This is a genomic window from Streptomyces viridosporus (genome assembly GCF_002078235.1).
In the GTDB taxonomy this organism is placed as follows: domain Bacteria; phylum Actinomycetota; class Actinomycetes; order Streptomycetales; family Streptomycetaceae; genus Streptomyces; species Streptomyces viridosporus.
Map to the genome: position 1 here is coordinate 1 of NZ_MSGP01000145.1, position 21,613 is coordinate 21,613.

The 21,613-nt window shown below is 72.9% G+C and carries 23 protein-coding genes, 3 pseudogenes and 1 riboswitch; of the genes and pseudogenes, 10 read left to right on the forward strand and 16 right to left on the reverse strand.

The window, feature by feature from the left end:
* Positions 1-221, forward strand: a 221-nt coding sequence (locus tag B7L92_RS11070; protein WP_497590779.1) for an ATP-binding protein, incomplete at its 5' end; no start/stop codon positions are given.
* A 300-nt stretch (positions 222-521) separates the two neighbouring features.
* Here B7L92_RS11070 and B7L92_RS11075 read toward each other — a convergent pair.
* The 8 genes and pseudogenes from B7L92_RS11075 to B7L92_RS11110 form a co-directional block, all read right to left on the reverse strand.
* Positions 522-1,133, reverse strand: coding sequence for a TetR/AcrR family transcriptional regulator (locus B7L92_RS11075; protein ID WP_081237262.1), 612 nt, complete (start codon positions 1,131-1,133; stop codon positions 522-524).
* Positions 1,134-1,194: 61 nt separating this feature from the next.
* Positions 1,195-1,911: an ABC transporter ATP-binding protein gene (locus B7L92_RS11080; protein WP_081237263.1), complete on the reverse strand. Its 717-nt coding sequence runs from the start codon at positions 1,909-1,911 to the stop codon at positions 1,195-1,197.
* Positions 1,908-3,035 carry an ABC transporter permease gene (locus B7L92_RS11085; protein WP_081237264.1) on the reverse strand — a complete coding sequence of 376 codons (1,128 nt, stop codon included), beginning with the start codon at positions 3,033-3,035 and terminating at the stop codon, positions 1,908-1,910. The genes B7L92_RS11080 and B7L92_RS11085 overlap by 4 nt, the downstream gene beginning before the upstream one ends.
* A gap of 373 nt (positions 3,036-3,408) precedes the next feature.
* Positions 3,409-3,693: a Fe-Mn family superoxide dismutase gene (locus B7L92_RS11090; protein ID WP_159461022.1), complete on the reverse strand. Its 285-nt coding sequence runs from the start codon at positions 3,691-3,693 to the stop codon at positions 3,409-3,411.
* A 379-nt stretch (positions 3,694-4,072) separates the two neighbouring features.
* Positions 4,073-4,783: a (2Fe-2S)-binding protein gene (locus B7L92_RS11095; protein WP_081237266.1), complete on the reverse strand. Its 711-nt coding sequence runs from the start codon at positions 4,781-4,783 to the stop codon at positions 4,073-4,075.
* Between the two features lie 34 nt (positions 4,784-4,817).
* Positions 4,818-5,222 (reverse strand): hypothetical protein, encoded by a 405-nt coding sequence (locus B7L92_RS11100; protein ID WP_107501444.1) that lies wholly within the window; start codon positions 5,220-5,222, stop codon positions 4,818-4,820.
* 42 nt (positions 5,223-5,264) lie between these two features.
* Positions 5,265-5,453: riboswitch (cobalamin riboswitch) on the reverse strand.
* Between the two features lie 23 nt (positions 5,454-5,476).
* Positions 5,477-5,680 (reverse strand): annotated as a pseudogene (locus B7L92_RS43650) (ferric reductase-like transmembrane domain-containing protein); the annotation flags it as partial.
* A pseudogene (locus B7L92_RS11110) lies at positions 5,659-6,036 on the reverse strand (ABC transporter substrate-binding protein); the annotation flags it as partial. The pseudogenes B7L92_RS11110 and B7L92_RS43650, both read right to left, overlap by 22 nt.
* A 750-nt stretch (positions 6,037-6,786) precedes the next feature.
* Here B7L92_RS11110 and B7L92_RS11120 point away from each other — a divergent pair.
* The 3 genes and pseudogenes from B7L92_RS11120 to B7L92_RS11130 form a co-directional block, all read left to right on the forward strand.
* Positions 6,787-8,136, forward strand: coding sequence for a cellulase family glycosylhydrolase (locus tag B7L92_RS11120; protein ID WP_255310877.1), 1,350 nt, complete (start codon positions 6,787-6,789; stop codon positions 8,134-8,136).
* 197 nt (positions 8,137-8,333) lie between these two features.
* Positions 8,334-8,537 carry a cold-shock protein gene (locus tag B7L92_RS11125; protein ID WP_081237297.1) on the forward strand — a complete coding sequence of 68 codons (204 nt, stop codon included), beginning with the start codon at positions 8,334-8,336 and terminating at the stop codon, positions 8,535-8,537.
* A 76-nt stretch (positions 8,538-8,613) separates the two neighbouring features.
* Positions 8,614-8,849, forward strand: a pseudogene (locus B7L92_RS11130) (DUF3140 domain-containing protein); the annotation flags it as partial.
* 69 nt (positions 8,850-8,918) lie between these two features.
* Here B7L92_RS11130 and B7L92_RS11135 read toward each other — a convergent pair.
* The 6 genes from B7L92_RS11135 to B7L92_RS11160 form a co-directional block, all read right to left on the reverse strand.
* Positions 8,919-9,725 carry an SDR family NAD(P)-dependent oxidoreductase gene (locus B7L92_RS11135; protein ID WP_081237268.1) on the reverse strand — a complete coding sequence of 269 codons (807 nt, stop codon included), beginning with the start codon at positions 9,723-9,725 and terminating at the stop codon, positions 8,919-8,921.
* Between the two features lie 285 nt (positions 9,726-10,010).
* Entirely contained in the window at positions 10,011-10,736 is a 726-nt protein-coding gene (locus B7L92_RS11140) for a DUF6766 family protein (protein ID WP_081237269.1), read from the reverse strand.
* 87 nt (positions 10,737-10,823) lie between these two features.
* Positions 10,824-11,234, reverse strand: a complete 411-nt coding sequence (locus B7L92_RS11145) for a hypothetical protein (protein WP_081237270.1) — start codon at positions 11,232-11,234, stop codon at positions 10,824-10,826.
* 244 nt (positions 11,235-11,478) lie between these two features.
* The gene (locus tag B7L92_RS11150) at positions 11,479-11,889 is read right to left on the reverse strand and encodes a DUF2795 domain-containing protein (RefSeq protein ID WP_081237271.1); all 411 of its coding nucleotides are present in this window, start codon (positions 11,887-11,889) and stop codon (positions 11,479-11,481) included.
* A gap of 32 nt (positions 11,890-11,921) precedes the next feature.
* Complete coding sequence (locus B7L92_RS11155; RefSeq protein ID WP_081237272.1) at positions 11,922-13,073, reverse strand: baeRF2 domain-containing protein; 1,152 nt, start codon at positions 13,071-13,073, stop codon at positions 11,922-11,924.
* 476 nt (positions 13,074-13,549) lie between these two features.
* Positions 13,550-13,744: a DUF2795 domain-containing protein gene (locus B7L92_RS11160; RefSeq protein WP_081237273.1), complete on the reverse strand. Its 195-nt coding sequence runs from the start codon at positions 13,742-13,744 to the stop codon at positions 13,550-13,552.
* A 96-nt stretch (positions 13,745-13,840) separates the two neighbouring features.
* Between B7L92_RS11160 and B7L92_RS43515 the strand changes: the two genes are divergently transcribed.
* Entirely contained in the window at positions 13,841-14,341 is a 501-nt protein-coding gene (locus B7L92_RS43515; protein WP_107501447.1) for a helix-turn-helix domain-containing protein, read from the forward strand.
* Here the strand turns inward: B7L92_RS43515 and B7L92_RS11170 are convergent.
* Positions 14,323-15,459, reverse strand: a complete 1,137-nt coding sequence (locus tag B7L92_RS11170; RefSeq protein WP_081237275.1) for a helix-turn-helix transcriptional regulator — start codon at positions 15,457-15,459, stop codon at positions 14,323-14,325. The genes B7L92_RS43515 and B7L92_RS11170 overlap by 19 nt on opposite strands.
* A gap of 86 nt (positions 15,460-15,545) precedes the next feature.
* Here B7L92_RS11170 and B7L92_RS11175 point away from each other — a divergent pair, with 86 nt between their 5' ends.
* The 3 genes from B7L92_RS11175 to B7L92_RS11185 all read left to right on the forward strand — a co-directional run bounded on the left by B7L92_RS11175 (position 15,546) and on the right by B7L92_RS11185 (position 18,669).
* The gene (locus B7L92_RS11175; RefSeq protein ID WP_255310878.1) at positions 15,546-16,940 is read left to right on the forward strand and encodes an FAD-binding oxidoreductase; all 1,395 of its coding nucleotides are present in this window, start codon (positions 15,546-15,548) and stop codon (positions 16,938-16,940) included.
* Positions 16,941-16,952: 12 nt separating this feature from the next.
* A complete protein-coding gene (locus tag B7L92_RS11180; RefSeq protein ID WP_081237276.1) occupies positions 16,953-17,396 on the forward strand; it encodes a hypothetical protein in 444 nt (147 codons plus the stop codon).
* 361 nt (positions 17,397-17,757) lie between these two features.
* On the forward strand, positions 17,758-18,669 hold the full coding sequence (locus tag B7L92_RS11185; RefSeq protein WP_081237277.1) for an SDR family oxidoreductase: 912 nt from the start codon (positions 17,758-17,760) through the stop codon (positions 18,667-18,669).
* A gap of 210 nt (positions 18,670-18,879) precedes the next feature.
* Here B7L92_RS11185 and B7L92_RS11190 read toward each other — a convergent pair whose 3' ends face one another.
* Positions 18,880-19,803, reverse strand: a complete 924-nt coding sequence (locus B7L92_RS11190; protein ID WP_081237278.1) for a Rieske (2Fe-2S) protein — start codon at positions 19,801-19,803, stop codon at positions 18,880-18,882.
* 237 nt (positions 19,804-20,040) lie between these two features.
* Between B7L92_RS11190 and B7L92_RS11195 the strand changes: the two genes are divergently transcribed.
* Positions 20,041-20,610, forward strand: coding sequence for a DUF6328 family protein (locus tag B7L92_RS11195; RefSeq protein WP_081237279.1), 570 nt, complete (start codon positions 20,041-20,043; stop codon positions 20,608-20,610).
* 289 nt (positions 20,611-20,899) lie between these two features.
* A complete protein-coding gene (locus tag B7L92_RS11200; RefSeq protein ID WP_081237299.1) occupies positions 20,900-21,538 on the forward strand; it encodes a hypothetical protein in 639 nt (212 codons plus the stop codon).
* Positions 21,539-21,613: the final 75 nt, after the last annotated feature.

A 21,613-nucleotide genomic window follows, 5' to 3' on the forward strand; every position in this document is an offset into this window, starting at 1 on the left:
AGGGGGCGGAGGTCTCCGCGTCGAGGTCAGCGACGCCCGCGGAGACCTCCGCCCCCTCCCCGTGGACACCGCACCCGGCGCGCTCCCGCACCGGCGGACACGGCCTGACCCTCGTCGCCGCCCTCTGCGACCACTGGGACTGCGTCCCCTGCCCGCCCAGCGGCAAGACCGTCCGGAACGGCCCCGGGAAGATCGGCAAGGACGGCCCCTACCTGAAGTAGAGGGCGTCCCGTCCCCTCCGACGGTTCACCGGGCGGAGCCGCCCCATCCACCCGGCTGGGGGAATGGACGCGTCGCCGCAGAGGTGCCCACCGCGTTCCGGCGGCGGGCACCCCGCTCCGCCTCGTCCATCAGCACGACGGACGCGGGCACGGCCTTGGCCGCGCGTCCCGCCCGACGCGATCCCCACCGGGCTCACGGCCCGCACCGTGAACCCGGATCGCCCCACAGCTCGTGCCGTCGGAATTCACCACGGCCGGATCAGCCCGGGTCACCTCACCCGCCCGTGCGGTGAAGGACGTTCAGTGAACGTCCTCCGGCGCGTGGACCGTGCCGCCGCTCGGAGTGAGGCAGCGGCGCACCAGGGCGAGCGTGCGCTCCGTGACCGTATCGAGCGGAGCACCGCCATCGACGGCGGCAAGGGCCGTGTGCAGCATCCCGGCGATCAAATCCGCCGTGAGCGCGGGCTCGGGGACACCGAGCTGCCGGACGGCCGCGCGGAACGGTTCGACCTGTTCCAGATGGAGTTCCCTCAGCCGTTCCTGGCAGGCGGGAGGGAGACCGGCCCCCATGAGGGCGGCGGCAGGTCGGTGTGCGCCTTCGGCGCCGAGGCGGAGGCTCTCCCTGAAGAACGCCTCGACGCGTTCCACCGGGCCGTCCGCGGCGGCCATGGCGTCGGCGAGTGCCTCGTCGGAGCGCCGGAAGGCCTCCTCCGTGATGGTCGCCAGCAGGGCCGCCGAGGAGTCGAAGTACTGGTACACGCTGGAGCGGGCCAGGCCCGCGCGGGCGCCGACCGCCGCGGGTGTGACGGCGGCGGCGCCCTCGTTCACCAGGATGTCGATCGCCGCCCCGATCAGCGCCTCGCGCTGCTGGGCGCGGTGTTCGGCGACGGTGGAGGCGTTGATCTTCGGCATGCGGGACAGGCTCCTGGCTGGCGAACGGGGCCGGGAGCGAGGCGTCGGCCCACGGCCCCGGTCAGGACAGGCGGCCGTCGACCATCTCGTACACCCGGTCGGCAGTGTTCATTATCGCCGTGTCGTGGGTGACCATGACCGTGGCGGTGCCGCGCTCATGGGTCTGCTCGGCGATCAGCCGTACCGCCTCGGTCGAGCGGAAGCGGTCCAGCGCGGAGGTGGGTTCGTCCACCAGCAGGACGGCGGGGGAGGTCATCAGGGCGCGGGCCAGGCCCGTGCGCTGGCGTTCACCACCGGAGAGCTGGTGCGGCCGGGAACCGGCGCGGTGCGAGAGCCCGACCGCCTCGATGAGCTCGTCGGCCCTGGCCCGGGCTGCGGCGTCGAGGCGTCCGTCGATGTGCAGGGGCAGCAGGAGCTGCTCCCTGACGGTCAGGGAGGGCAGCAGGTTCGACTGCTGGAAGACGAAGCCGATGTGACGTCGGCGGGCCGCGGTGCGTTCCTTGTCCGACAGGGCGGTCAGCTCGGTGCCGGCGATGTGGACCGTGCCCGAGGTGGGCCGCTGGAGGCCGCCGGCGACGGCGAGGAGGCTGGACTTGCCGGAGCCCGAGGGGCCGACGACCGCGACGAACTCCCCGGGAGCGACGTTCAGGCCGACGTGGTCGAGAGCGGTCACGGCGGTGTCGCCGTCTCCCAGGGTGAGGGTGACGTCGAGCAGGCGCAGCCCGCCGGAGCCTGCGGCGTCCGAGGCGGCCCGGTGGTCGGTGGCGGAGGTGGTCATCGGGTGGCTCCCAGAGCGGTCAGGGGGTCGACGGCGGTGATGCGGCGGACGGCGACGACGGCGCCCACGGTTCCGAGCCCGATGAGGAGGCCGGAGGAGGTGGCGACGGCCGGGGCGGACAGGGAGAACGGGGCCTTGCCGATCATCGTGCTCCCCAGGGCCAGGCCGATGGCGGTGCCGAGGGCCGTCGCGCCGACGAGCACGGCGACGACCTGGGCGAGCGCGTCGCGCAGGATGTATCCAGTGGGGGCGCCGAGCGCCTTCAGCAGGGCGATCTCGGCCTTGCGCTGCACGGTCCAGACGGTGAAGAACGCGCCCACGACAAGGGCGGAGATGGCGTACAGGAAGCCCTTGATCAGGGCCATGGTGCTCGACTCGGCCGTGTAACCCGGGGACGCGCCGAAGGTGGCCTCCTTGGTGTCGGCGCGGGTGGCGGTCGCCTTCTCCACGGCGACGACGTCGGCACCGTCCTCCAGGGTCAGGGCGACGGCCGTGGCCTGTCGGCGCGCGGCCTCGGGCAGGTCACCCGGCAGGCCGTAGTGCAGATGCCGCCACGTGTCGAGGTCGGCGTAGGCGACGCCGATGTGGCCGTAGGAGACGGTCTCGTCGACCAGGCCGACGACCTTCAGCCGCACCTCGCTCTTGTCCGCGGTCAGGACATCCCCGACCTCCACCCCCAGGTCGGCGATCTCCCGGGTGATGACGATCCCCCCGCCGCCGTCCTCCAGGCCCCTGCCCCTGGTGGGACTGGGGGCCAGAGGGGAATCCGGCGCCATGCCGAAGACGGCGAGGTTGACCTGCTCGCCCTTCTCGGCGCCCTGGGTCACCTGGGCGTCGGCCAGCGTGTTCCCGAACGGCTCCGCCCGCTCCACACCCGGGGCCCCGGACCACTCCTGCCAGTCCTCCTGCTCCACGGTCGAACGGGAGAACTGCTCGCTGGTCGCCTTCTCGTCGAAGGCCATGTGGGTCACGGGCAGCGCGCGCAGACCGGATACACCGGCGTCCGCCAGGCCTGAAGCGAGTCCGGAGAGGAGGACGCCGAGGACGGCGATGAGGGCGACCACCGCACCCATCAGGGCGAAGCGACCGCGGGCGAAGCGCAGATCGCGCAGGGCAAGGAACACAGGCTCTCCGAGCGATGAGGGTGTCGGGGGCGCGACGACTGGACACGTCGGCCCTTTACTCGAACTTGACGACGCAAGCGTCGGCATCTTATCGGATGTTACCGACGCACCTGTCGGCACATCGGCACGTGCCGTGCGCCGACCGGACGTTCCCGGTCGGGCTTCGCCCCCGGGGCATGATGCGGCTGCCACGTCAGGGCATGCCGGTGTCGCGGACCGGTCGCGGCGCCCGGCCGGCGAACCGCCGTCGAGGCACCCCGGGCCGGCCCGTCGACGAGGCACGCCCCGGCCGTCCGAGCCCTCGGGTGGTTCGAGCGTTGTCCGGGGCGAGGTCCTTCCGCGTGCCGCCCGCCGGTCGAGGCCGAGCAGACGATCACGAGCAGCGCGTCGTACGACCGCTGCGGTCGGGGGCCGGCAGCAGCACGTCGGTACGGGACTCGGCGGCGTCGTAGCGCGTCACCGCGTCCCGCTGGTCGGCGACGGCCCACCTGGCGTTGATGGAGTCGACCTCCTGGTTCCTGCACTGCAGGGGGAAGGCGTGTTCCCAGACGTCGAAGACCAGGACCGGGGCCGGAACTCCGACCCGCGTCGCCCCGGTGGTCGTACATGGACGGGATCCCGGCCGCGGGCGGCACCCTCCCCGCACCGAGCGGGACAAGGTGAGCCTCCCGGAGGCCGATCGCCGAGCAGCTCCGGGCACCGCACGCCGAACTCCCCGACCGCATCGCCGGGTTGCTGGGCCATTGAAGTCCGCCGACCGGGAGAATCAGCGACTCCGTGAACAGGCCGACCGGGCCCGGGCGAGCGACCTCGCGGCCGACGCCACCGGCGTCGAGGGCACCCCGGTGGTCACCGCCACTACGGACGGCGATGCCCGGGCCCTCGCCATCGCCGTACACGGCCGACTGCCCGCCGCCCGGCCCGGTGAGCGGCACAGCCCGGAGGGGAACGGAGTGCCGGCACCGTCCGTCCCGACCCACCGGCCGGCGGCAGCGGTACGCCGATGTCCGCCGTGTCCCTCAGTACACGGAAGTACCTCATCGCGGGGCTCGTCGGGGCACGCGGCCGACGAGCCCGCAGTCACCGCACTTCGAGCCGTTCGGCGCGCGGTAGTAGAGGCAGCAGCTCAGTCGGCGGAACGCGAGGTCGGGGCCGGTGAGCACTCCGGTGCCCGCCAGGTGTCCGGTGTTCAGCAGCGCGGTCGTGAGGTCGGTGAGCGGTCCGCGCACGGCGGGACGGAGCGCGAGCAGGGCGTGGGCCGCCCCGGCGAGTGCCGACGCCGAGTTGCCGTGCAGCAGACGCGGGGCGACCTTGACGCGCAAGCCGTCGGCCAGTGCCGACAGGTGACGTGTCACCTGCTGGTACAGGGCGTGGGCGGGGCCGTCGTCGAGCCGGTCGACGTGCCAGCCGGCCGGCCGGGGCAGCCGGAGGGCCGGTCCGTCGTCGGCCCGCTGCAGTCCCTCGAGGTCGGGGACGATCCCGTGCAGGACGACGCAGGCCAGGGCCGGTGACCAGAGGCGGGCGGCGTGACCGAGCTGGGCGATGGAGACGTCGACGCGCGGCTCCTGGGTGCGGTGGCGGCGTGCGACGGCTTCGGCGAGGTCGGTGAAACCCGCCGCGTAGGAGCGGACGACCGGATGCCAGCCGTCGTCCCGTCCGCCGACCTGCAGGGTGAAGAAGCCGCCGAGGCCCGCCACGTCTCGCAGGGCGGCGGTGACGGACGCGGCTGAGGCACGGGCGTCGTCCATCGGTTCTGTCCTCCTTCCGGCTCCGTCCGCACGGTCAGGAGGCCGTACGCCGCCGCGGCGGCGTGATGGCGTACAGGTCGAGAATGTCCGGCCGGGGTACGACGCCCGGTCCGCCGGCGCGTGCCCAGGCGGCGATGTCCCCGGTCGCGTCCGGGTCGTTGACCAGCCCCAGCCAGACGGGCCGGGCACCGGCGGCCCGGCCCTCCGCGGAGGGCTGGACGACGATGACGTTGGCCTGGTCGCAGACGTCCAGGCAGGCGGACACCCGCACCGGCACCTGAGCACGCAGACGTGCCGTCTGGGCCGCGTGGTCGACGCCGGTCACTTTGGGGCTGCCGCAGCAGCAGTCGCGGCACACGACGACGCGGCACGGCACGGGGCCGTTCGCCGCTTCGGTCCTCGCGTCGTCAGCGGTGCGTCCGGTCGGCGTTGCGGGCATGCGGTGCCGTCCCTCTCTCCGGGGAGATCCGCCCCGGTGGTCCGTCGAGGAGGCGACCGCGTGAGTCTCCTGGCTCTCGGGTCGATGCTCGTCCCGGCCTTCCCACCCGTTGCCGGGCAGTGGCCTGTCGGGAGTCGCTCGCCGATCACAGTGGCGGGACCGCGCCGGATTCACACCGGCTTCCTCGTTCCGCCGTCGCCTTGTCGCCGGTCATCATCCCATCCCGGCACACCGTCCGGCCCGGCTGGGACGGTTCACCCCGACTCGGGAGCGTGCGGGCTGCTCGCGGGCGGCTCGGCGGGGCGGTCGCGACCGCCGTCGTGGCCGGACGCCACCACGGCGAGGAGACCGACCACGACGGCCGCGGCGGCGACCCGGCCCGCGGCCCGCGGGACCCAGCCCGGCCGGGACCCGCCCCCGCGCCCGCCCGGCGCGCCCAGTCGCTCCGCCCGCCGGGCATGTTGTGGTCGCCGCCGGCCTTGGTGATGATGTCGTGGGGCCCCGCGAAGGCGCCGGACGTGAACGGCTTGTCCTCCCCGCTGTCGTAGAGGAACACCCGCGGCCGGCCGGCGCCCTTCGGAGCCTTCGCCTGTGCTTCGGCCACCCGCTCCTGGAACGAACTGATGAGGGCTTCGGCCCTGTCCTCGGCGTCGAACACCTTCCTCAGGTTCCGCAGGTCCGTGTACAACGCGTCGAGCGGTGGCATCACGCCGCGGGCCTTGCCCCGTCCGTTGCGGCACGACTCGCCGAGCAGGTACGAGTCGATGCCCAGGTGTTGCAGCACGGCGGGCGTGAAGCCCTCGCCCTCGTTGAAAGGGTGCGGGCCGCGGCGACCACGAGGGCGTCGGCGGTGTTCTCGTGGCCGGTGAGGACGACGGCTCCGCCCCGTGACAGGAGGGTACGGGCCTCCTGTTCCCGTCCGCCGGGCACCCGGCCGGGGACGACGCCCGGGGGTGTGGGGGCATCGGACGGCTGGATCGACGGAACCAGCGGTGTCCGGGATCGCGGTCGGTCCGCGTGGTCCACGCCATGGTCTCGGTGATGGGCTGGAGCTGCGGGATCGGCGGCTCCAGCAAACGGATCCCGGCGGCCTCCCCGACCTCGCGCGCGAACCGGGCCGCTGCGCCACCGCCGACCAAGCACCTGCTCGAACACCCGTCCCGGGATGCGCGAGGACGCGTGCCGACCGGATACTGATGTACCTGGCGACACGTCAGGTACGCACGTCGCCGAGCACGGGGCCTCCCTCGACATCGACCTGGAAATCGTCCGACGCACCCCGGCACCGCGGGGCTTCACCCCGGTCCTCGTACCGCAACGGCGCTCGAGGCGGTCGGCCCGGTCCGCGGCTCGGTCCCCTTCCGACGGGCCCGGCGGCGTCCGCCTGAGCGACGGTCAGCCGTACCGCCGCATCGTCCGACCGTCGCATGCCTGTACGCGCATCGGCACCCCGGTGTACGGTCTCGGGCCGATGGGCCTTGGGAGCGCTCCCATCATGCTGTTCCCGCTTCACACGAGGAGGAACGCTTTGAAACGCTTTTCAGCCTTACTGGCGACTTGCGCCATGGTTCTGGGCCTCACGGCACTGTTCAGCCCCCAGGCGGCGGCCGCCACCGGCTGCAGGGTCGACTACACGGTCACCAGCCAGTGGCAGGGCGGCTTCCAGGCCGGAGTGAAAATCACCAATCTGGGTGACCCCGTCACCGGATGGACGCTCAAGTTCGCCATGCCGGACGCGGGCCAGAAGGTCGTCCAGGGCTGGAACGCCACCTGGTCGCAGTCCTCCGGTCCCATGGTCACCGCCGTCGGCGTCGACTGGAACCGCACGTTGGCCACCGGCGCATCCACCGACGTGGGATTCGTGGGCTCCTTCACGGGCTCCAACCCGAAGCCCACGGCCTTCACGCTCAATGACGTCGTCTGCACGGGCTCCGTCGACGGCGGTGGGGAGGAGCCCCCGCCCGTCCCGGGCACCGGCACCCCCGTGAGCGTGAACGGGCAACTGCACGTCTGCGGCGTGAACCTGTGCAACCAGTACAACCGCCCCATCCAGCTGCGGGGCATGAGCACGCACGGCATCCAGTGGTTCAGCAAGTGCTACAACAACGCATCCCTGGACGCGCTGGCCAAGGACTGGAAGTCGGACCTGTTCCGGGTCGCCATGTACGTACAGGAGCAGGGCTACGAGACCGACCCGGCCGGCTTCACCAGTCGGGTGAACAGCCTGGTCGACATGGCCGAGGCACGCGGCATGTACGCGGTGATCGACTTCCACACGTTGACGCCGGGCGACCCGAACTACAACCTCGACCGCGCCAAGACGTTCTTCGCGTCCGTCGCCGCCCGCAACGCGGACAAGAAAAACGTCATCTATGAGATCGCCAACGAGCCCAACGGCGTGAGTTGGTCGGCCATCAAGAACTACGCCGAGCAGGTCATCCCGGTGATCCGGGCTGCCGACCCGGACGCAGTCGTCATCGTCGGCACCCGCGGCTGGTCCTCGCTCGGCGTTTCGGACGGCTCCAACGAAAGCGAGATCCTCGCCAATCCCGTGAACGCCACCAACATCATGTACGCGTTCCACTTCTACGCCGCGAGCCACAAGGACAACTACCGCACCACGGTGAGTCGGGCGGCCTCACAACTGCCGCTTTTCGTATCCGAATTCGGTACGGTGAGCGCCACCGGTGGTGGAGCGGTGGACCGGGCGAGCAGCATCGCCTGGCTGGACCTGCTCGACCGGCTGAAGATCAGCTATGCCAACTGGACCTATTCCGACGCCGACGAGGGCAGCGCGGCGTTCAGGCCCGGGACCTGCAACGGCAGCGATTACAGCAGCAGCGGTGTGCTGACCGAGTCCGGGGCGCTGATCAAGAGCCGGATCAGCACCGCCGACCACTTCCCCACCGGCTGACCCCTACGGGGCTCCGGCACGCCCGGGGCCCCGACCCGCCCAGCCCGTTCCGCGACCGGCCGTGGGGCCGGAGACGTGTCGCCGGTCGGGTAACCGCGGTGTCGAGGGGGACAACGGTGTGCGGCCCCTGCCGTCACAGGAGCTGGAGCACGCCCCGAGCAGGGCTGCTCCCGGGCATGAACGACGGATCGACCGGTATGGCCGACGGCACCGTGGAGTGGTTCAACTCCGAGAAGCGATACGGCTTCATCTCACAGGACGACGGAGGCCCCGACGTCTTCGCGCACTACCCGGAAACCCAGGGCGACGGGTTCCACGAGCTCACGGAAGGCGAACACGTCACCTTCGGCACCGGACGAGGGCGGAAGGCGCCCCAGGCGCAGAACGTCGTCCGCTCCTGACCGAAGCGGCGGCTGACGAGTGACCACTGGTCAGCCGCGTGTTCCGGGGCCAGGCACCGCTGCTCATCCGCGGCGGTCACGCAGCGCCGGGCGGCACGAGGACGGCGGCGAGTCCACGGGGCACGCCTCCGGCCGCCGGGTCGTGGCCATTCTGCGCGCGAAGAAGGGCGACCTCTCGGGCGACGGCCACCGGCGCGTGCGAAGGCCGTCGACCCCCTCCGGCGGCATCTCGCCCTGCGGCCCTCGGGCGACGTACGGGACACCCGAGGGAGGCGTTCGCTCATGGACCGGGGCCACGACCCGTCGGCGTGACGGGGCCGTGAGGCGTGCCGCCGAGCGTGGGGTGGGCCCACGCCTTTGACACGCCGTCCCCGCCGCGTCTCACTCCTGGGGTCCGGTTTCCTTGCCGGTACCCGGTTCCGCCATACGCCGGTGGGCCGCCGCCTTGATCCCGTCGGGCAGCACCTTCCCCGCCACACCCAGCGCCTTGGCCTTCAGCGAACCGGTGACGGCCTTCGTCTCACCCTCCACGATCGCCTTGAACGCCTGCTCGGCGACCTGCGCGGGGTCGTCCTTCTTCGAAGTGCCCATCCGGGTGTCGTCCGCCATTCCCGCCCTTCGGAAGAAGTCCGTCTCCGTCGCGCCCGGCATGAACGAGGTGATCGTCACTCCGGTGTCCCGGACCTCCTCGCGCAGCGCCTCGGCGAAGGACTGCACGAACGACTTCGAGGCGTTGTAGACGGGCTGGAAGGGGCCGGGCATCATCGAGGCGACGGACGAGGTGAAGGCGATCCTGCCCGCACCGCGCGCCACCATGGCCCGCAGCAGCGGCTTGGCCAGCCGGACGGTCGCGGTGATGTTCAGATCGATGACAGCCTGATCGTCGGCGGGATCGGTGTCCACGAAGGCACCGCCCCCGCCGACTCCCGCGTTGAGGGCGGCGACGTCGACCGTCAGCCCGTCGACCGCGGCGAGCAGCCGTTCCACACCCTCACGGGTCCGGAGATCGGCACGCACGGGACGCACCTGCGCACCCGTCTCCCGCAGGCTGCGCGCGGCGGACTCCAGCCGTTCGTCCTCGGCGTTCACCACGAGGTCGTAGCCGTGCTCCGCGAACTGCCGGGCCAGCTCATGTCCGATGCCGCCGGAAGCACCGGTGATCAGGGCAAGAGGCCGTGTGTCGGTCATGCCGGCCGAGTAACCCGCGTGCGCATCGCCAAGCCCAGCCGACCGGAAAGGATTCCCGGCGCCCCGCGCCGGTCGCTGCCGCCCGTTTCCTCAGAACGAGCGGAGAGGGGGACGCCACTCCGTTACCAGGGCACGGGACGTCATGACCGGCGGGGCCGAGTGCGTCGGCGCCGAGGAGACGGTGCTGGACGCGGCCCGCAAGGGGCATGGACGCCGCGCATCGGTTGCCGAGCGTCCCGGGGACTTCCCCGGGCCGCTCGGTCTTCCCGCTTCGCCCCCGCTGCTTCAGCCCTCGACGCCGGTGGCGGAGTGGGAGGCCCCGACGGGCTTGGACTCCGGCGATCCTCGTTGCCTCAGGTAGATGGCCAGAACGGCCATGGAGGCGACGGCCAGCAGCTCGGACTGCCAGTTCTGCAGGGTGCGCCTCCAGAAGTCCGCGGAGAAGAGGTACTCGGCCCAGGAGACGGGCGCCTGGAGTTGGCGCAGTTGCTGTTCGTCGTAGGCGGCCACGCCCGTGACGGACTGGGCCAGCCAGGACAGCAGGAAGATGGTCCCCATGACCAGGCCGAGCGAGCGGGAGTAGACCGCTGTGCGCCAATCCCTGGCCGCGGCCCAGCGCGGGGAGTCGTCGGCGGCGTGTTCGCCGACCATCTGGTCCTCGTCCGACTCGGTGCCGGCCCTGCCGAGTCCTTTGGACTCCGGTGAGCCGCGTTGCAGCAGGTAGACGGTGGCGAAGATGTAGAGGAAGAACTGCAGGTACTCCGACTGCCAGTTCTCCGTGACGTCGACGCCGAAGTCCGATGTGGTCAGGTAGGCGCCGAAGCCGATGGGCGCCATGCCGTCGGCGACGAGCTGGTTGTTGAACTCCGCGTGCCCCGCCACCGCCTGTCCGGACAGGGCGAGCAGGAACGTCGTCATGAAGAACAGGCCCAGGCTGTTGTGGCGCAGGAACCGTCGGACACGGTGCCGGGCCGGAGCGGTGCCCCCGCGGGGCTCCGGGGCGGCCCTCATCGGTGCATCAGCCCCAACGCCGCGAAGTACGCCAAGCCGGCGGTGATCAGCAGAAGGATCGCCGTGAACAAAGTCCTCATGGCCTTGTCACCCGCCTTCGATCTCGCACTGGTAGGGCTGCTGGGGACGTGGTCGGCATCCGGCGGCGGTCACCTTCCAGCCGTCGGGAAACCGCGCCATGAAGACGGTGTCGTGCTCCAGCACCACGCGGGCCTGGTCGCCGTACACGTCCACGCTCCGCACGGCGCCGGCCCGCGGGAGGTCCTGCTCGCCGATCGCCTGCTCGCACCGGCTCTTCGCCGCCTGCTCCAGTTCCTCCCTGGTGGAAGGGGCGAGGGCGGCGCACAGACGCGCACGCTGCCCGGCGTCCAGCGCCCGCTCGAAGCTCGTGACGTCCTCGGTGACGCGGTCGCGCCGCTCGGACGGCGTACCGCACGCACTCACGGTGACGAGTACCGCCAGCACCGCGACGGCCGGGCCGTACCACGGTCTCGGCATCTCAGCTCCCCCGCGCGTTCCCGGGCCGCACGGGAGCCGTCCGGTCGGTCATGTGCCATGAGCATGGAAACCGCGTGCTCACAGGGTGTTCACCTGCCTGTGTTCGCAGCCGGGGCGGACATCCCACCCGGGCCGCGGGCGGGCCGGAACCGGTGGTGCCCGGGCCGCGCCGCAGCCCGCCGGGCTGCTCACCCGGGGCACGGCGCCCGCTGAACGCCCCCGTCTTCCTCTCCACTCCTCGTCGTCACCGTGTCGGCCGGTGGCCGAGTGCCTCGACGATCTCGGTCACGTTGGCGTACGTGCCGTCCTCCGGGAGGCCTCGCGCAGCCTCCACCACCGGGTCCGGTGCGTGGTGCGCCTCCAGGACGTCCAGCACCGTTCGCCGGTCGGCGGGGAAGGCCGTGCGTTCCAGGTGACGTGCCAGGTCGAGGCGCAGGGAGTGCGCCTCCGCCTCGGCGCGCGCCCGGTCGCGTTCCTCGCCGGGCGGGGGTACCGGTCCGCCCGGGTCCACCCGGATGTCATCGTCCGCCGGCGGCTCCGGGTCGCTCGCCTCCTCCACATGGGTCGGCCGACCGGAACGCAGGTGTCCTTCCAACTCGTGCTTCATCTCGTCGTCCGTACGCGGACTGACCGGATTGCTGCCTCGCTCCGTCATGTCCCCACACCTCACTTCCTCGCTGTGCCGCTTTACGCCGGAGTCGTCTCGTACGTCCAGCGCAGAAGGGCGCCCAGACCGCCTGTCGGGATGTCCGTGGCATCCGCGCCGTCCTCGTCCGCAGGAGGGACGGCCAGTACGTCGGCGGCGGTGACGGCGGCTGCGCGCAGCAACGCGTCGTCCGCGCGTACCGCCACCGGATCGCTCTCCCCGAGTGTCCGGGCGTCGGTCCGACGCACCGCGATCCGGTCGGGCCGGACACCCACCCACGTCTCACGGCCCAGCTCCGGTCCGTCGGGCCGGACGAGCAGCGTGTCGATGCGGTGTTCCCGGGCCGCCTCCACCAACGCCGGGACGCCCTCCACCGCCTCCGTGGGCCGGTCGGTGCCCACGCGGCCGGCGCGGAAACGGTCGAGCGCCTCCTCGACACGGTGACGCGTGTACCGCTGCCGGGCCTGCTCGACGGCCTCCTCCAGCGCGGGGGAGGAGGACCCCGCGGCGCGACCGCCGTGCTCGGTCTCCGTCGTGACCCGGCGGATCTCCTCGGGGAGCTTTTCGTGCACGGCCGGCCGCTCGCGGGGATCCCCGACCAGGACGACCAGGTCGGCACCGGATTCCTCATAGGCCGCGCTCAGCGCTTGGGCGATCTCACCGGCGTTGTGCTCCCAGGTGTTCTCGACCTTGAGCTGGAAATGCCGCTCGGACCAGTCGGACGAAGCCGTGCGGTGCACGGGGTGCCGCTCCCCTTCGACCTGCCCCGCGGACTGCGGGCCGGCCGCCCCGCGCAGCTCGAAGTCGGCACCCGTCCGGTCGATGTACGCCACGAGGCAGACCGGGTCCTGGCCCGCCAGTTCCAGCAGCGGCGTCAGGCGGGGCAGCGGGGCCCAGCAGGCGATCTGCCGCCGCGGCGGGCGGGAGAGCCGGTGGCTGAGCACCACCTCGCCCTCGGCCGCGAAGACCACTCGGCCCGCCGGGTCCTCCGCGGGTCCGATCCGCATGAGGGCGTCACGCACCGCTTCCGTGGTCGCCGCGTCGGCGCCCTCCTCCTCGAGTGTCCGGCACGCTTCGCGTACGGACAGCTCACGCCGCTTGGCACCCGACTCGTCGTTCCGGGCGGGGTCGAAGTACACGGTGGCCCACGGGCCCGGGCGGTCGAAGAGCGGTTGCAGGAATGACAGCTGCACGTTTCCTCCTTCTTTGTCCCCGTTGTCGGACCGGGTGCCCGAAGCACGGTGGGAGACACGCGGCGAGCCTGGCACGCGCGTCTCACCGTGCGCGGTGCGACTAGCTTCTCCTCGGAATCGCCGGGGCCCGCTCCTGCCTCCCCTGGGACGCTTCCGCACCGTTCGCCCGCCCCGCCCGTGCCCAGGGGAGGCTCTCGGCGGCGTCCTGGTCGTCGGGGACGGCATCGGTCGACTCGGTCCTGAGCCGGTTCTCCGCCGGGCTGCGGCACCGGCCGCGTCCGCGAGGCCGCGGAGGAGGCCCGCGTGATCGTCCGCTCCATCCGGCTGTCCCGGGTCTGCGCCCACGACCGGAGAGCCGTCGATCCCTTCGGGGACGCGGACGGCTTCCCTGCCTGACTGCGCCGGCCCGCCGGTCCCCATGTCCTCCTCCTGGAGGGCGAGTAGCTCGCCACCGGCGCTCTCGGGAGCCGTCCGGGTCATGCGTTCCCGAACACGGCCTTCTGGACGTCGTTCGGGCCGTCGAACTCGTCCGCGGTAGCGTCGGCGAGCTTCTCGACGAGGGTGTCGTCCGCACCGTTGTCCTTGGCCGGCGCGACCAGGTCGTCGCGGCCGGCAGGATACTCGGCGCCCTTGAGCGCCTTCTGCAGGTCGATCGGGCTGATGCTCGCCATGGCGGTCTCCTCGCTGTCCCGGGGGACTCTCCGGTGGGACCCGTCGTACCGGGCCGGCCGACAGATACATCGTGTCCACGGGGGAGGGGGCGGCGCATGTCGGCCCCGCCGCCCCGGTGCCCCGGTGCCCCGGCGAAGCGGGCGACACCGCCCACCGCGCGGGCCGGCCCCGGGTCCGCGGAGGCCCCGGCCCGCCCGGCGGCTTCGCTCCGCGCCGGCCGGGAGCGCACCGGACGTGCCGCGCCGGACGTGTCGTACCGGCGCCCCGGTGGAAACCCGGAGGTGTCGCGACGCCCGGTCAGAAGCCGCCGGGGGCCGTCGCCGGGGACTCGCCCGGCGGCGCGGTGGGCGGTCTTCCCGGCGGCGTGCGTGACGGTTGCGGGCCGTGCGCGGCCGACTCCGCGGGAACACGAGGTCGCGGCCCTGGCCGTGTCGGGAATGACGAACGCCGACCTCGCACGGCGTCTCACGCTTTCGGTCCGTACCGTCGAGAACCATCTCCCCTGGGTGTACGGCAAGCTCGGCGTCGCCTCGCGGACGGGTCTGCGGGAGCACGTCGACGCGCCGGCGGGGAGTCTTCAGCCGGTGCGGGAGTAGAGCGCGGCGAGAGCGGCGGCGGCACGGGAGATCTCCCGGACGGCCTCGGGCGGTCCGAGCACCTCGACGTCCGTGCCGAACTGCAGCAGTTGGCAGGCCGCGGCCGGCACCGGGTACTCCAGCTCGACCGTCAGCCATGTGTCATCGGCCGCCTTGCCGTCGCGGCCGTCGCGGCCGTCATTGCCTTTCCCGTTCCCTCCGTTCACCGTGCGTACCGGTTCTCCCGCCGGCCCGCCCCGGGCCGCCGGCTCCCCACCGGTCGGCGGGTCCTCGCCCGCCACCGGCTTCTCACCGGGCATCGGTTCCTCCGCGTCCAGCGGGCCCTCCCCGGTCGTCCTGAGGAAGTGCGGGCGGGTGATCCGGCGGAGCATGTCCAGGCGAGGCCGGCGTACCCGGGCCCGGACGACGACCCCTCCCCCGCGGTACTCGACCTCCCGGCGCAGTTCCTCCCAGACCTCGACGAGTTCCGCACCGTCACGGCGGCGCACCGGCTCCGTGGTGACGGCGACGCCGCTGAGCCGGTCGGCACGGAAGAGCCGGGGGCGCCCCGCCCGGTCGGCGACGAGGTACCACGTGCCGGCCTTGGAGACGAGGCCGTACGGATCGACGGAGTGGACGTCGACCGTGGCGCGGCCGCTGTGCCGGTAGGCGATCCGCAGCCGGCGGTCGGTGAGGACGGCGTCGTGCAGTGCGTCCAGCCCGGTCCGGTCGCACTGCTCGCCGAGCCAGCCGTCGGGGTCGATCAGCAGTCGCCTGCTCGTCAGCTCGGCGGCCGATCGGTGCGGCGCGGGCAGGGCGGCCATCATCTTGCGCAGCGCCGATCCCAGCGCCCGGTCCAGCCCCAGCGCGGAGTGCGCGCTCTGCCTCACGAGGACGAACAGGGCCCGCGCCTCGTCCCGGGTCAGGCCCGTCATGTCCGTACGGAACCCGGGCAGCAGCCGGACGCCGCCGTACCGCCCGCGCTCGGCGTAGACGGGGATCCCGGCCGCCGACAGGGCCTCGACGTCCCGGTAGACCGTGCGCACCGAGACCTCCAGGCGCCGGGCCAGTTCGGTCGCGGGGACGCGCTCCCGCTGCTGGAGCAGCAGGAGGATCGAGAGGAGCCGGTCGAACTTCACCCCTCGAGTCTTTCCCATACCTGTCGGCGGCTGTCAGGTTTCGGCCTCACGATGGCGCACACCAACGGAACCGAAGGGAAGAACTCGTGAAGCACACCGACATCCAGACGCTCGCCTCCCGGGTGGAGGGACCCGTCCTGCTGCCGGAGGACGAGGGGTACGACGAGGAACGCACCGGGGCGAACCTCGCCGTCCGGCACGAGCCCGAGGTGATCGTCGGAGCCGCGCGGGCCGAGGACGTACAGGAGGCGGTCCGCTTCGCCGCGGAGCGCGGGCTGGCCGTCGCCGTGCAGTGCACCGGGCACGGTCACGCCGCCGCCGCGCGGGGCGGGGTGCTCGTCACCACGGGCCGCATGACTGGTGTCGAGGTGGATCCGGACCGGCGCACGGTGAGCGTCGGGGCGGGTGTCCGCTTCGAGCAGGTGATCCCCGCCACGGCACCGCACGGGCTGGCGCCGCTGAACGGTTCCGCACCGCACGTCGGCGTCGTCTCCTACGTCCTGGGCGGTGGTGTGGGCCTGCTGGTGCGCACGTACGGCTACGCCTCGGACCGGGTGCGCGGCCTGGAACTGGTCACCGCGGACGGGGAACTGCGCCGGGTCACCGCGGACGGCGAACCGGACCTGTACTGGGCGGTGGTGGGCGGCCGCGACAACTTCGGCATCGTGACCCGGCTGGAAATGGACCTGGTCCCGGTGTCCCGGGTGTACGGCGGCGGTTTCTTCTACGACGCCCGGGCCGCGCCCGGCGTTCTGAACGCCTACGTGCGGTGGGCCGAGGACATGCCCCGGCAGATGAACTCCTCGGTCGCCCTGATCCCCGTGCCGGACGACCCGGAGGTGCCCGAACCGATGCGGGGCCGGCACGTCTACCACGTGCGGATCGCCTACACGGGCAGCGCGGAGGAGGGCGAGCGGCTGGTGGCGCCGCTGCGGGAGGCCGGGCCGGTCCTTGTGGAGGCACTGCGGGACATGCCGTACGCGGAGAGCGCCTCCATCCACGACGAGCCGCCGGTCCCGGTCCCGTTCCAACGGGAGACCGCCCTGCTGCGCGAGGTGGACGACGACGTGCTGCGGACGCTGCTGGAGCACGCGGGCCCGCGAGCGCCGGTGCCGTGCGTGGTGGAGCTGCGGCACCTCGGCGGCGCCGCAGCCGAGCCGTCCGAGCACCCGAACTCGGTGGCGCACCGGGACGCCCCGTACCTGCTGTCCGTCGTCACCCTGCTGTTCGGGATCACCGCCGAGGACACCCGTCCGCTGTACGAGAAGATCTTCGAGGCACTCGCACCGGTCTCGTCCGGCGCCCGCCTCACCTTCCTCGGCTTCGGCGCGAACGCGGGCGAGGACCGGGTCCGCGCCGCGTACGCACCGGCCGACCTGGAGCGACTGACGCGGCTGAAGACCGTCCACGATCCGCAGAACCTCTTCCGTCTCAACCACAACATCCCGCCGGCCACCACCGGCGCGGCCTCGGCGAGCTGACGGGGGGTCGACGTGTCCCGTCCTCCTGCCTCCGTCCGCTTTCCCTCCGACGGCCACCCCGCCGGCCGGCGCGGCGCCGAAGACGGACTGCGCCGGGCACTCGCCCTGGACGCGGCCGGCATGGCCGTCGTCGGCGTCTGCTACCTGGCGGCGGCCGGTCCGCTCGGCCGGCTCCTGGGCCCGAGTACGGCGCTCGTGGCGGCGGTCGGCGCGGTGATGCTGGCGCTGGGCGCGGGCATCGCGGTCGTGGCACGACTCGCCCGCATCTCCGCCGGGGCCGTACGCGCCGTGATCGGCTGTGGCGTGTCGTGGATCCTGCTGAGCCTGGCCGCCCTGGCCTTCGATCGGCTCGACCTCACCACCGCCGGCGTCGTGTGGACCTGGCTGCAGATCGCCCCGGTCGCGGTGTTCGCGTCCTGGCAGACCCTCGAGCTGCGGACGCTCCGGTCCGGCTGACTGTGTCTTCCCGGAAGGCCGGTGACGCGGTGGACAAGGGTGTGGCCGCGCTCTCCCCGACAGGTTGAGCACTCCCTGTTCCTTCGTGTCCGCGGCCGCCGATGACCGGAGGCCGCGGTACGCCGCCCCGCCCTTCGCGGGAGTCGGCCCGGTCGGCCGCGACAGGTCCGGATGCGCGCTCCGTTCCGTCCGGTTGCGCGTCGCCGGGCCCGGCTCGTCCCGGCTCGCGGCTTTCGTCTGACGCGGCGTCGATCCGACCGGTCCGCCGCCCTTCCGTTTCCCCGGCGCTCCCAGGGGCACCTGACCGCGGGCGGCGGGGGAACCGGACCCCGCCGCCGCAGACGTCAGGAGGTTCTCCCCCATGCAGGACGACGGCAGCATCCGTGGCGGCGAGCCGCAGGTGGTCGCGGAGCCCAAGCCGCCCTATCCCAAGCAGCGCCAGCAGCACCCGGGGCACGAGAAGGACGTGGAGCCGAGGCCGCGCTACCTGGCGGAGCACTACCGTGCGGCGGACAAGCTCCGCGGCAGGATCGCGCTGATCACCGGCGGGGACTCGGGCATCGGCCGTGCGGTGGCGGTGCTGTACGCGCGCGAGGGCGCCGACGTGGCCCTCGCGTACCTGCCCGAGGAGCAGGAGGACGCGGAGGAGACCCGTCGCGCGGTGGAGGCGGAGGGGCAGCGGTGCCTGCTGCTCCCCGGTGATCTGGCCGAGGCGTCGTTCTGCCGCGAGGCGGTGGAGCGGACCGTGCGGGAGTTGGGCGGTCTGAACATCCTGGTGAACAACGCGGCTCACCTGAACAGCCAGACGGACCTGTCGCAGCTCTCCTTCGAGGACTGGGACCGGTCCTTCCAGGTGAACGTGTACGCCTACTTCCACCTGGTGCAGGCCGCCCGCCCGCATCTGAAGGCGGGCGACGCGATCATCGCGACCGCCTCGGAGGAGGCGCTCAAGGGCAGCAACACCATGATCGACTACGCGGCCGCCAAGGCCGCCCTGGTCAACTTCACCAAGTCGATCGCCCCGCACCTGGCCAAGGACGGCATCCGCGCGAACGTGGTCGCCCCCGGCCCCACCTGGACGGTGCTCAACATCGCCGACCAGAACATGCCCCAAGAGGGCCTGGCCCAGCTCGGCAGCGAGGGCCCGCTCGGGCGCGTGGCCCAACCGGAGGAAATCGCACCGACCTATGTGTACCTGGCCTCCGACGCGGACTCCAGCTACACCGTGGGCGAGGTCATCGCCGTCACCGGCGGGCTGACCGACACCCGCTGACCCGTGACCGTCCGCCCCTCCACCGGCACCGGCCGAGGCCGTCGTGCGGGTGATACGGGTGAAGGGGCGGACGGCGCGGCCGGGTCCCCTCCGGGGCGGCGAAGGCGTCGGCGGCGACGCCGGGGGCGAAGGCGCAAGCCGTCTTGTGCAGAGCATCCACGGCGAACTTCCGGCCCGCGGGGCCGGGTCACAGGTCGTCAGGGCCGACTGTCAGCCGGTGTTCCCGCGGGCCGGGCCCGCACCCGTCCCGACTGCCTGCCGGTCCGCTTCCCGGTCCTGCTGCCTCAGGCGTATCTCGACGTGGCCGTCGACGATCCGGGTGTCGAAGGCGGGCTGCGGCGCGGTGGCCGGGCCCCGGACGTTCCAGCCGTCCGCGAGCCGGAAGACACTGCCGTGCCAGGGGCACTGGACGCATCCGTCGGCGACGGTGCCCTCGGACAGCGGCCCCGCGAGGTGGCTGCACCGCTCGGCCAACGCGTGGACGGCGCCGCCGATTTCACGCACCACCAGGACCGGCACGTCGTCCACGCTGCGCCGCACCGGGCGGCCGGCCGGGAACTCGTCCACGCCCCCGACCCGGTGCCAGCCCGGCGTCATCACGTGCGGCACCTCTTCGGCGTGGTTGGCGCCGGAAGCCTGCCGGTAGGCCATGTGGCCGCCCAGCGCTCCGCCGAGTCCCACCGCCGTCAGCCCCAGGAAGCCGAACGTCCGGCCCGCCGCCTCCCGTCCCTTGAGACGGCAGGCGAGCGAGGCCGCGTACATGCCGACGGCAGCGGTGTTGGCCAGGGCGTGCACCAGGCCGACGCGTTGCTGCTGACGGTGCAGCTCGGCCCAGTCGACGGCACCCGCCAGGGCCGCGGGCACGGCGGCGGCCAGCCCGAGACCGACCAGCAGCCCGGCCTCGCGGGAACGGCCCGGCCGCAGGTCCAGCACCGCCGCGGACATCCAGCTCCCGATCGGGACCTGCACCATCAGCGGATGCACGGGGTGACCCAGCCACCTGCCGTGCAGCGCGTCCCTGCCGCGCCCCAGCGGGAGCGAGCGCACTCCCTCGCGGAGCACGCCGATCAGCCGGTCGGCCCGCGGTTCCCGTTCCAGCCGGTCCAGCAGCCACAGGGCCCGGCTCTGCCGCATCCGACGACGAGGCGTCGCACTCATGGCATTCATGACCCGCCGGGTCCCCATCCGTCCGGACGGCAAACGGAGCCGGGCCCGGGTCCGGCGCCCGGGTGGCGGCCGTCGGCCGGCGGCCGCCTCCCGGCCTCCGGCCTCTCGCCGCGGTCCCGCGGGCACCGGCCCTCCCGCATCCATGATCCGCATGGAAGGGGCCCGGACGGGGCAAGCGGTCTGCCTGGGGATACGGAGGGTGCCATGACGATGACGGAGCAGCCGGGCGGGTCGGCCGGGGAGGACACCGCCTGCTGCGCGCACCACGGCGGCCGCGGTCCGCAGCCCGCTGCCGAGGCGCCGGAAACCGCACGTGAGCGGGTCAACCGCCGCTGGAACGAGATCCTGCAGGAGACCCGGGTCACCCAGACGGGCGTGCAGATCCTCTTCGGGTTCCTGCTCAGTGTGGCGTTCACCCCGCTGTTCAGGGAATTGGAGACGTTCGACCGCGTCGTCTACGTCATCACCGTGGTGCTCGGCGCGGCGGCCACCGGATCGCTCATAGCGCCCGTCTCCATCCACCGCTTCCTGTCCGGCCAGCGCATGAAGGACGAGCTGGTGGAGGCCGCCGGCCGCTTGATGATGTGCGGCATGGTCCTCCTCGCGCTGACCATCGGCTGCACGCTCCTGCTGATCCTCCGTGTCGTGGTTCCCGGCGTCCTCGCCGAAGCACTCGCCGCCGGGGTCATGCTGTGGTTCGGTCTGTGCTGGTACGCGCTGCCGCTGTACCTGCGCCGCCGCGCCACCCGTCGATCCGGAAGCGATGCCGCGTAGCTCACCGGGCGCGAGCCCACCGGGACGCGAGCCCACCGGGGCGCCGTGCCCGCTTCGGGGCGGGGTGCCGTCGCGGCAGGTGGGGCGTAGCGTCCCCCTGTAGGCGATGACTGGCTTACCCGTTACGGCCTTGTACGGCCGGTGCAGTGCGGCCCTGCCGGGGTCGGCCGGACGTGGCGGCACCGACCCGCCGACGGGCCGGGACGAGCCGGCCGCGGTCCGGGACGCGTCCTGGCACCGGGCCCGTTCCGGGCAGGGCCCGGGGAGCCTTCCGAGCGAGGACGAGCGGATGAACCGGATGCTCGGCGGGGCCGCGCGGCGCCCGCGGCTGCGCTTCGACGGCTGGATCGCCGGCCTGGGCACCTCCTCGGGCACGCGGATCGTGCTCGGACACTGGCAGCGCTCACCGTTCGGGGCGTTCAGCGACGTGATGCTGGAACGGGCCGACGGGGAGAGGCTGCTGCTGGCCCCCACGCAGGAGACGGCCGACTTCATCAGCGGCACCTACCTCTTCGACTCGGTGCGTGTCGTCCCGGTCGACGTGCGTGTCACGGACGGCACCTGGACCGTCACCGCGGGGCCACTCGACCTGCGCTTCACCACCGGCCGGCGACGGTTTCTGGGCCTCGTGCTGCGCGCCGTTCCCGGCGTGCTCGCCCGCCGTCCGGTGTGGAGCACGCTGATCGACCGGCCCGCCCGCCTGCTGCTGCCGGGCGTGCGGACCCGCGGCAGCGCCGGTGGGGGCCGCCGCGAGTGGTACGGCGCCCGGGACCTGCTGCCGATCCGTGCGGTGTCGGCTGCCTTCGGGAGCACCGACCTCGGAGCGGTGGCACCGGTCGAACCGCCCGTGCGCTTCGGGTTCGGTTCGACACCGTCGGACCCCGCCCTCACCCGGGTCACGACGACGGTGGCCCTCCCTCCGGGGTGACGGCACCCGGCGCGAGGACCCGGCCGCCTCCGGAAAAGAGGCCCCTGAACAGGGCCGGAGGGCGGAGGACCACGG

Coding starts and splice junctions, on each gene's coding strand:
- B7L92_RS11125 (WP_081237297.1), top strand. CDS start 8,334: ATGGCCGACGGCACCGTGGAGTGGTTCAACTCCGAGAAGCGATACGGC.
- B7L92_RS11140 (WP_081237269.1), bottom strand. CDS start 10,736: ATGAGGGCCGCCCCGGAGCCCCGCGGGGGCACCGCTCCGGCCCGGCAC.
- B7L92_RS11150 (WP_081237271.1), bottom strand. CDS start 11,889: ATGACGGAGCGAGGCAGCAATCCGGTCAGTCCGCGTACGGACGACGAG.
- B7L92_RS11200 (WP_081237299.1), top strand. CDS start 20,900: ATGAACCGGATGCTCGGCGGGGCCGCGCGGCGCCCGCGGCTGCGCTTC.
- B7L92_RS11100 (WP_107501444.1), bottom strand. CDS start 5,222: ATGCCCGCAACGCCGACCGGACGCACCGCTGACGACGCGAGGACCGAA.
- B7L92_RS11120 (WP_255310877.1), top strand. CDS start 6,787: ATGGTTCTGGGCCTCACGGCACTGTTCAGCCCCCAGGCGGCGGCCGCC.
- B7L92_RS11080 (WP_081237263.1), bottom strand. CDS start 1,911: ATGACCACCTCCGCCACCGACCACCGGGCCGCCTCGGACGCCGCAGGC.
- B7L92_RS11195 (WP_081237279.1), top strand. CDS start 20,041: ATGACGATGACGGAGCAGCCGGGCGGGTCGGCCGGGGAGGACACCGCC.
- B7L92_RS11145 (WP_081237270.1), bottom strand. CDS start 11,234: ATGCCGAGACCGTGGTACGGCCCGGCCGTCGCGGTGCTGGCGGTACTC.
- B7L92_RS11160 (WP_081237273.1), bottom strand. CDS start 13,744: ATGGCGAGCATCAGCCCGATCGACCTGCAGAAGGCGCTCAAGGGCGCC.
- B7L92_RS11095 (WP_081237266.1), bottom strand. CDS start 4,783: ATGGACGACGCCCGTGCCTCAGCCGCGTCCGTCACCGCCGCCCTGCGA.
- B7L92_RS11185 (WP_081237277.1), top strand. CDS start 17,758: ATGCAGGACGACGGCAGCATCCGTGGCGGCGAGCCGCAGGTGGTCGCG.
- B7L92_RS11075 (WP_081237262.1), bottom strand. CDS start 1,133: ATGCCGAAGATCAACGCCTCCACCGTCGCCGAACACCGCGCCCAGCAG.
- B7L92_RS11135 (WP_081237268.1), bottom strand. CDS start 9,725: ATGACCGACACACGGCCTCTTGCCCTGATCACCGGTGCTTCCGGCGGC.
- B7L92_RS11190 (WP_081237278.1), bottom strand. CDS start 19,803: ATGCGGCAGAGCCGGGCCCTGTGGCTGCTGGACCGGCTGGAACGGGAA.
- B7L92_RS43515 (WP_107501447.1), top strand. CDS start 13,841: ATGTCGGCCCCGCCGCCCCGGTGCCCCGGTGCCCCGGCGAAGCGGGCG.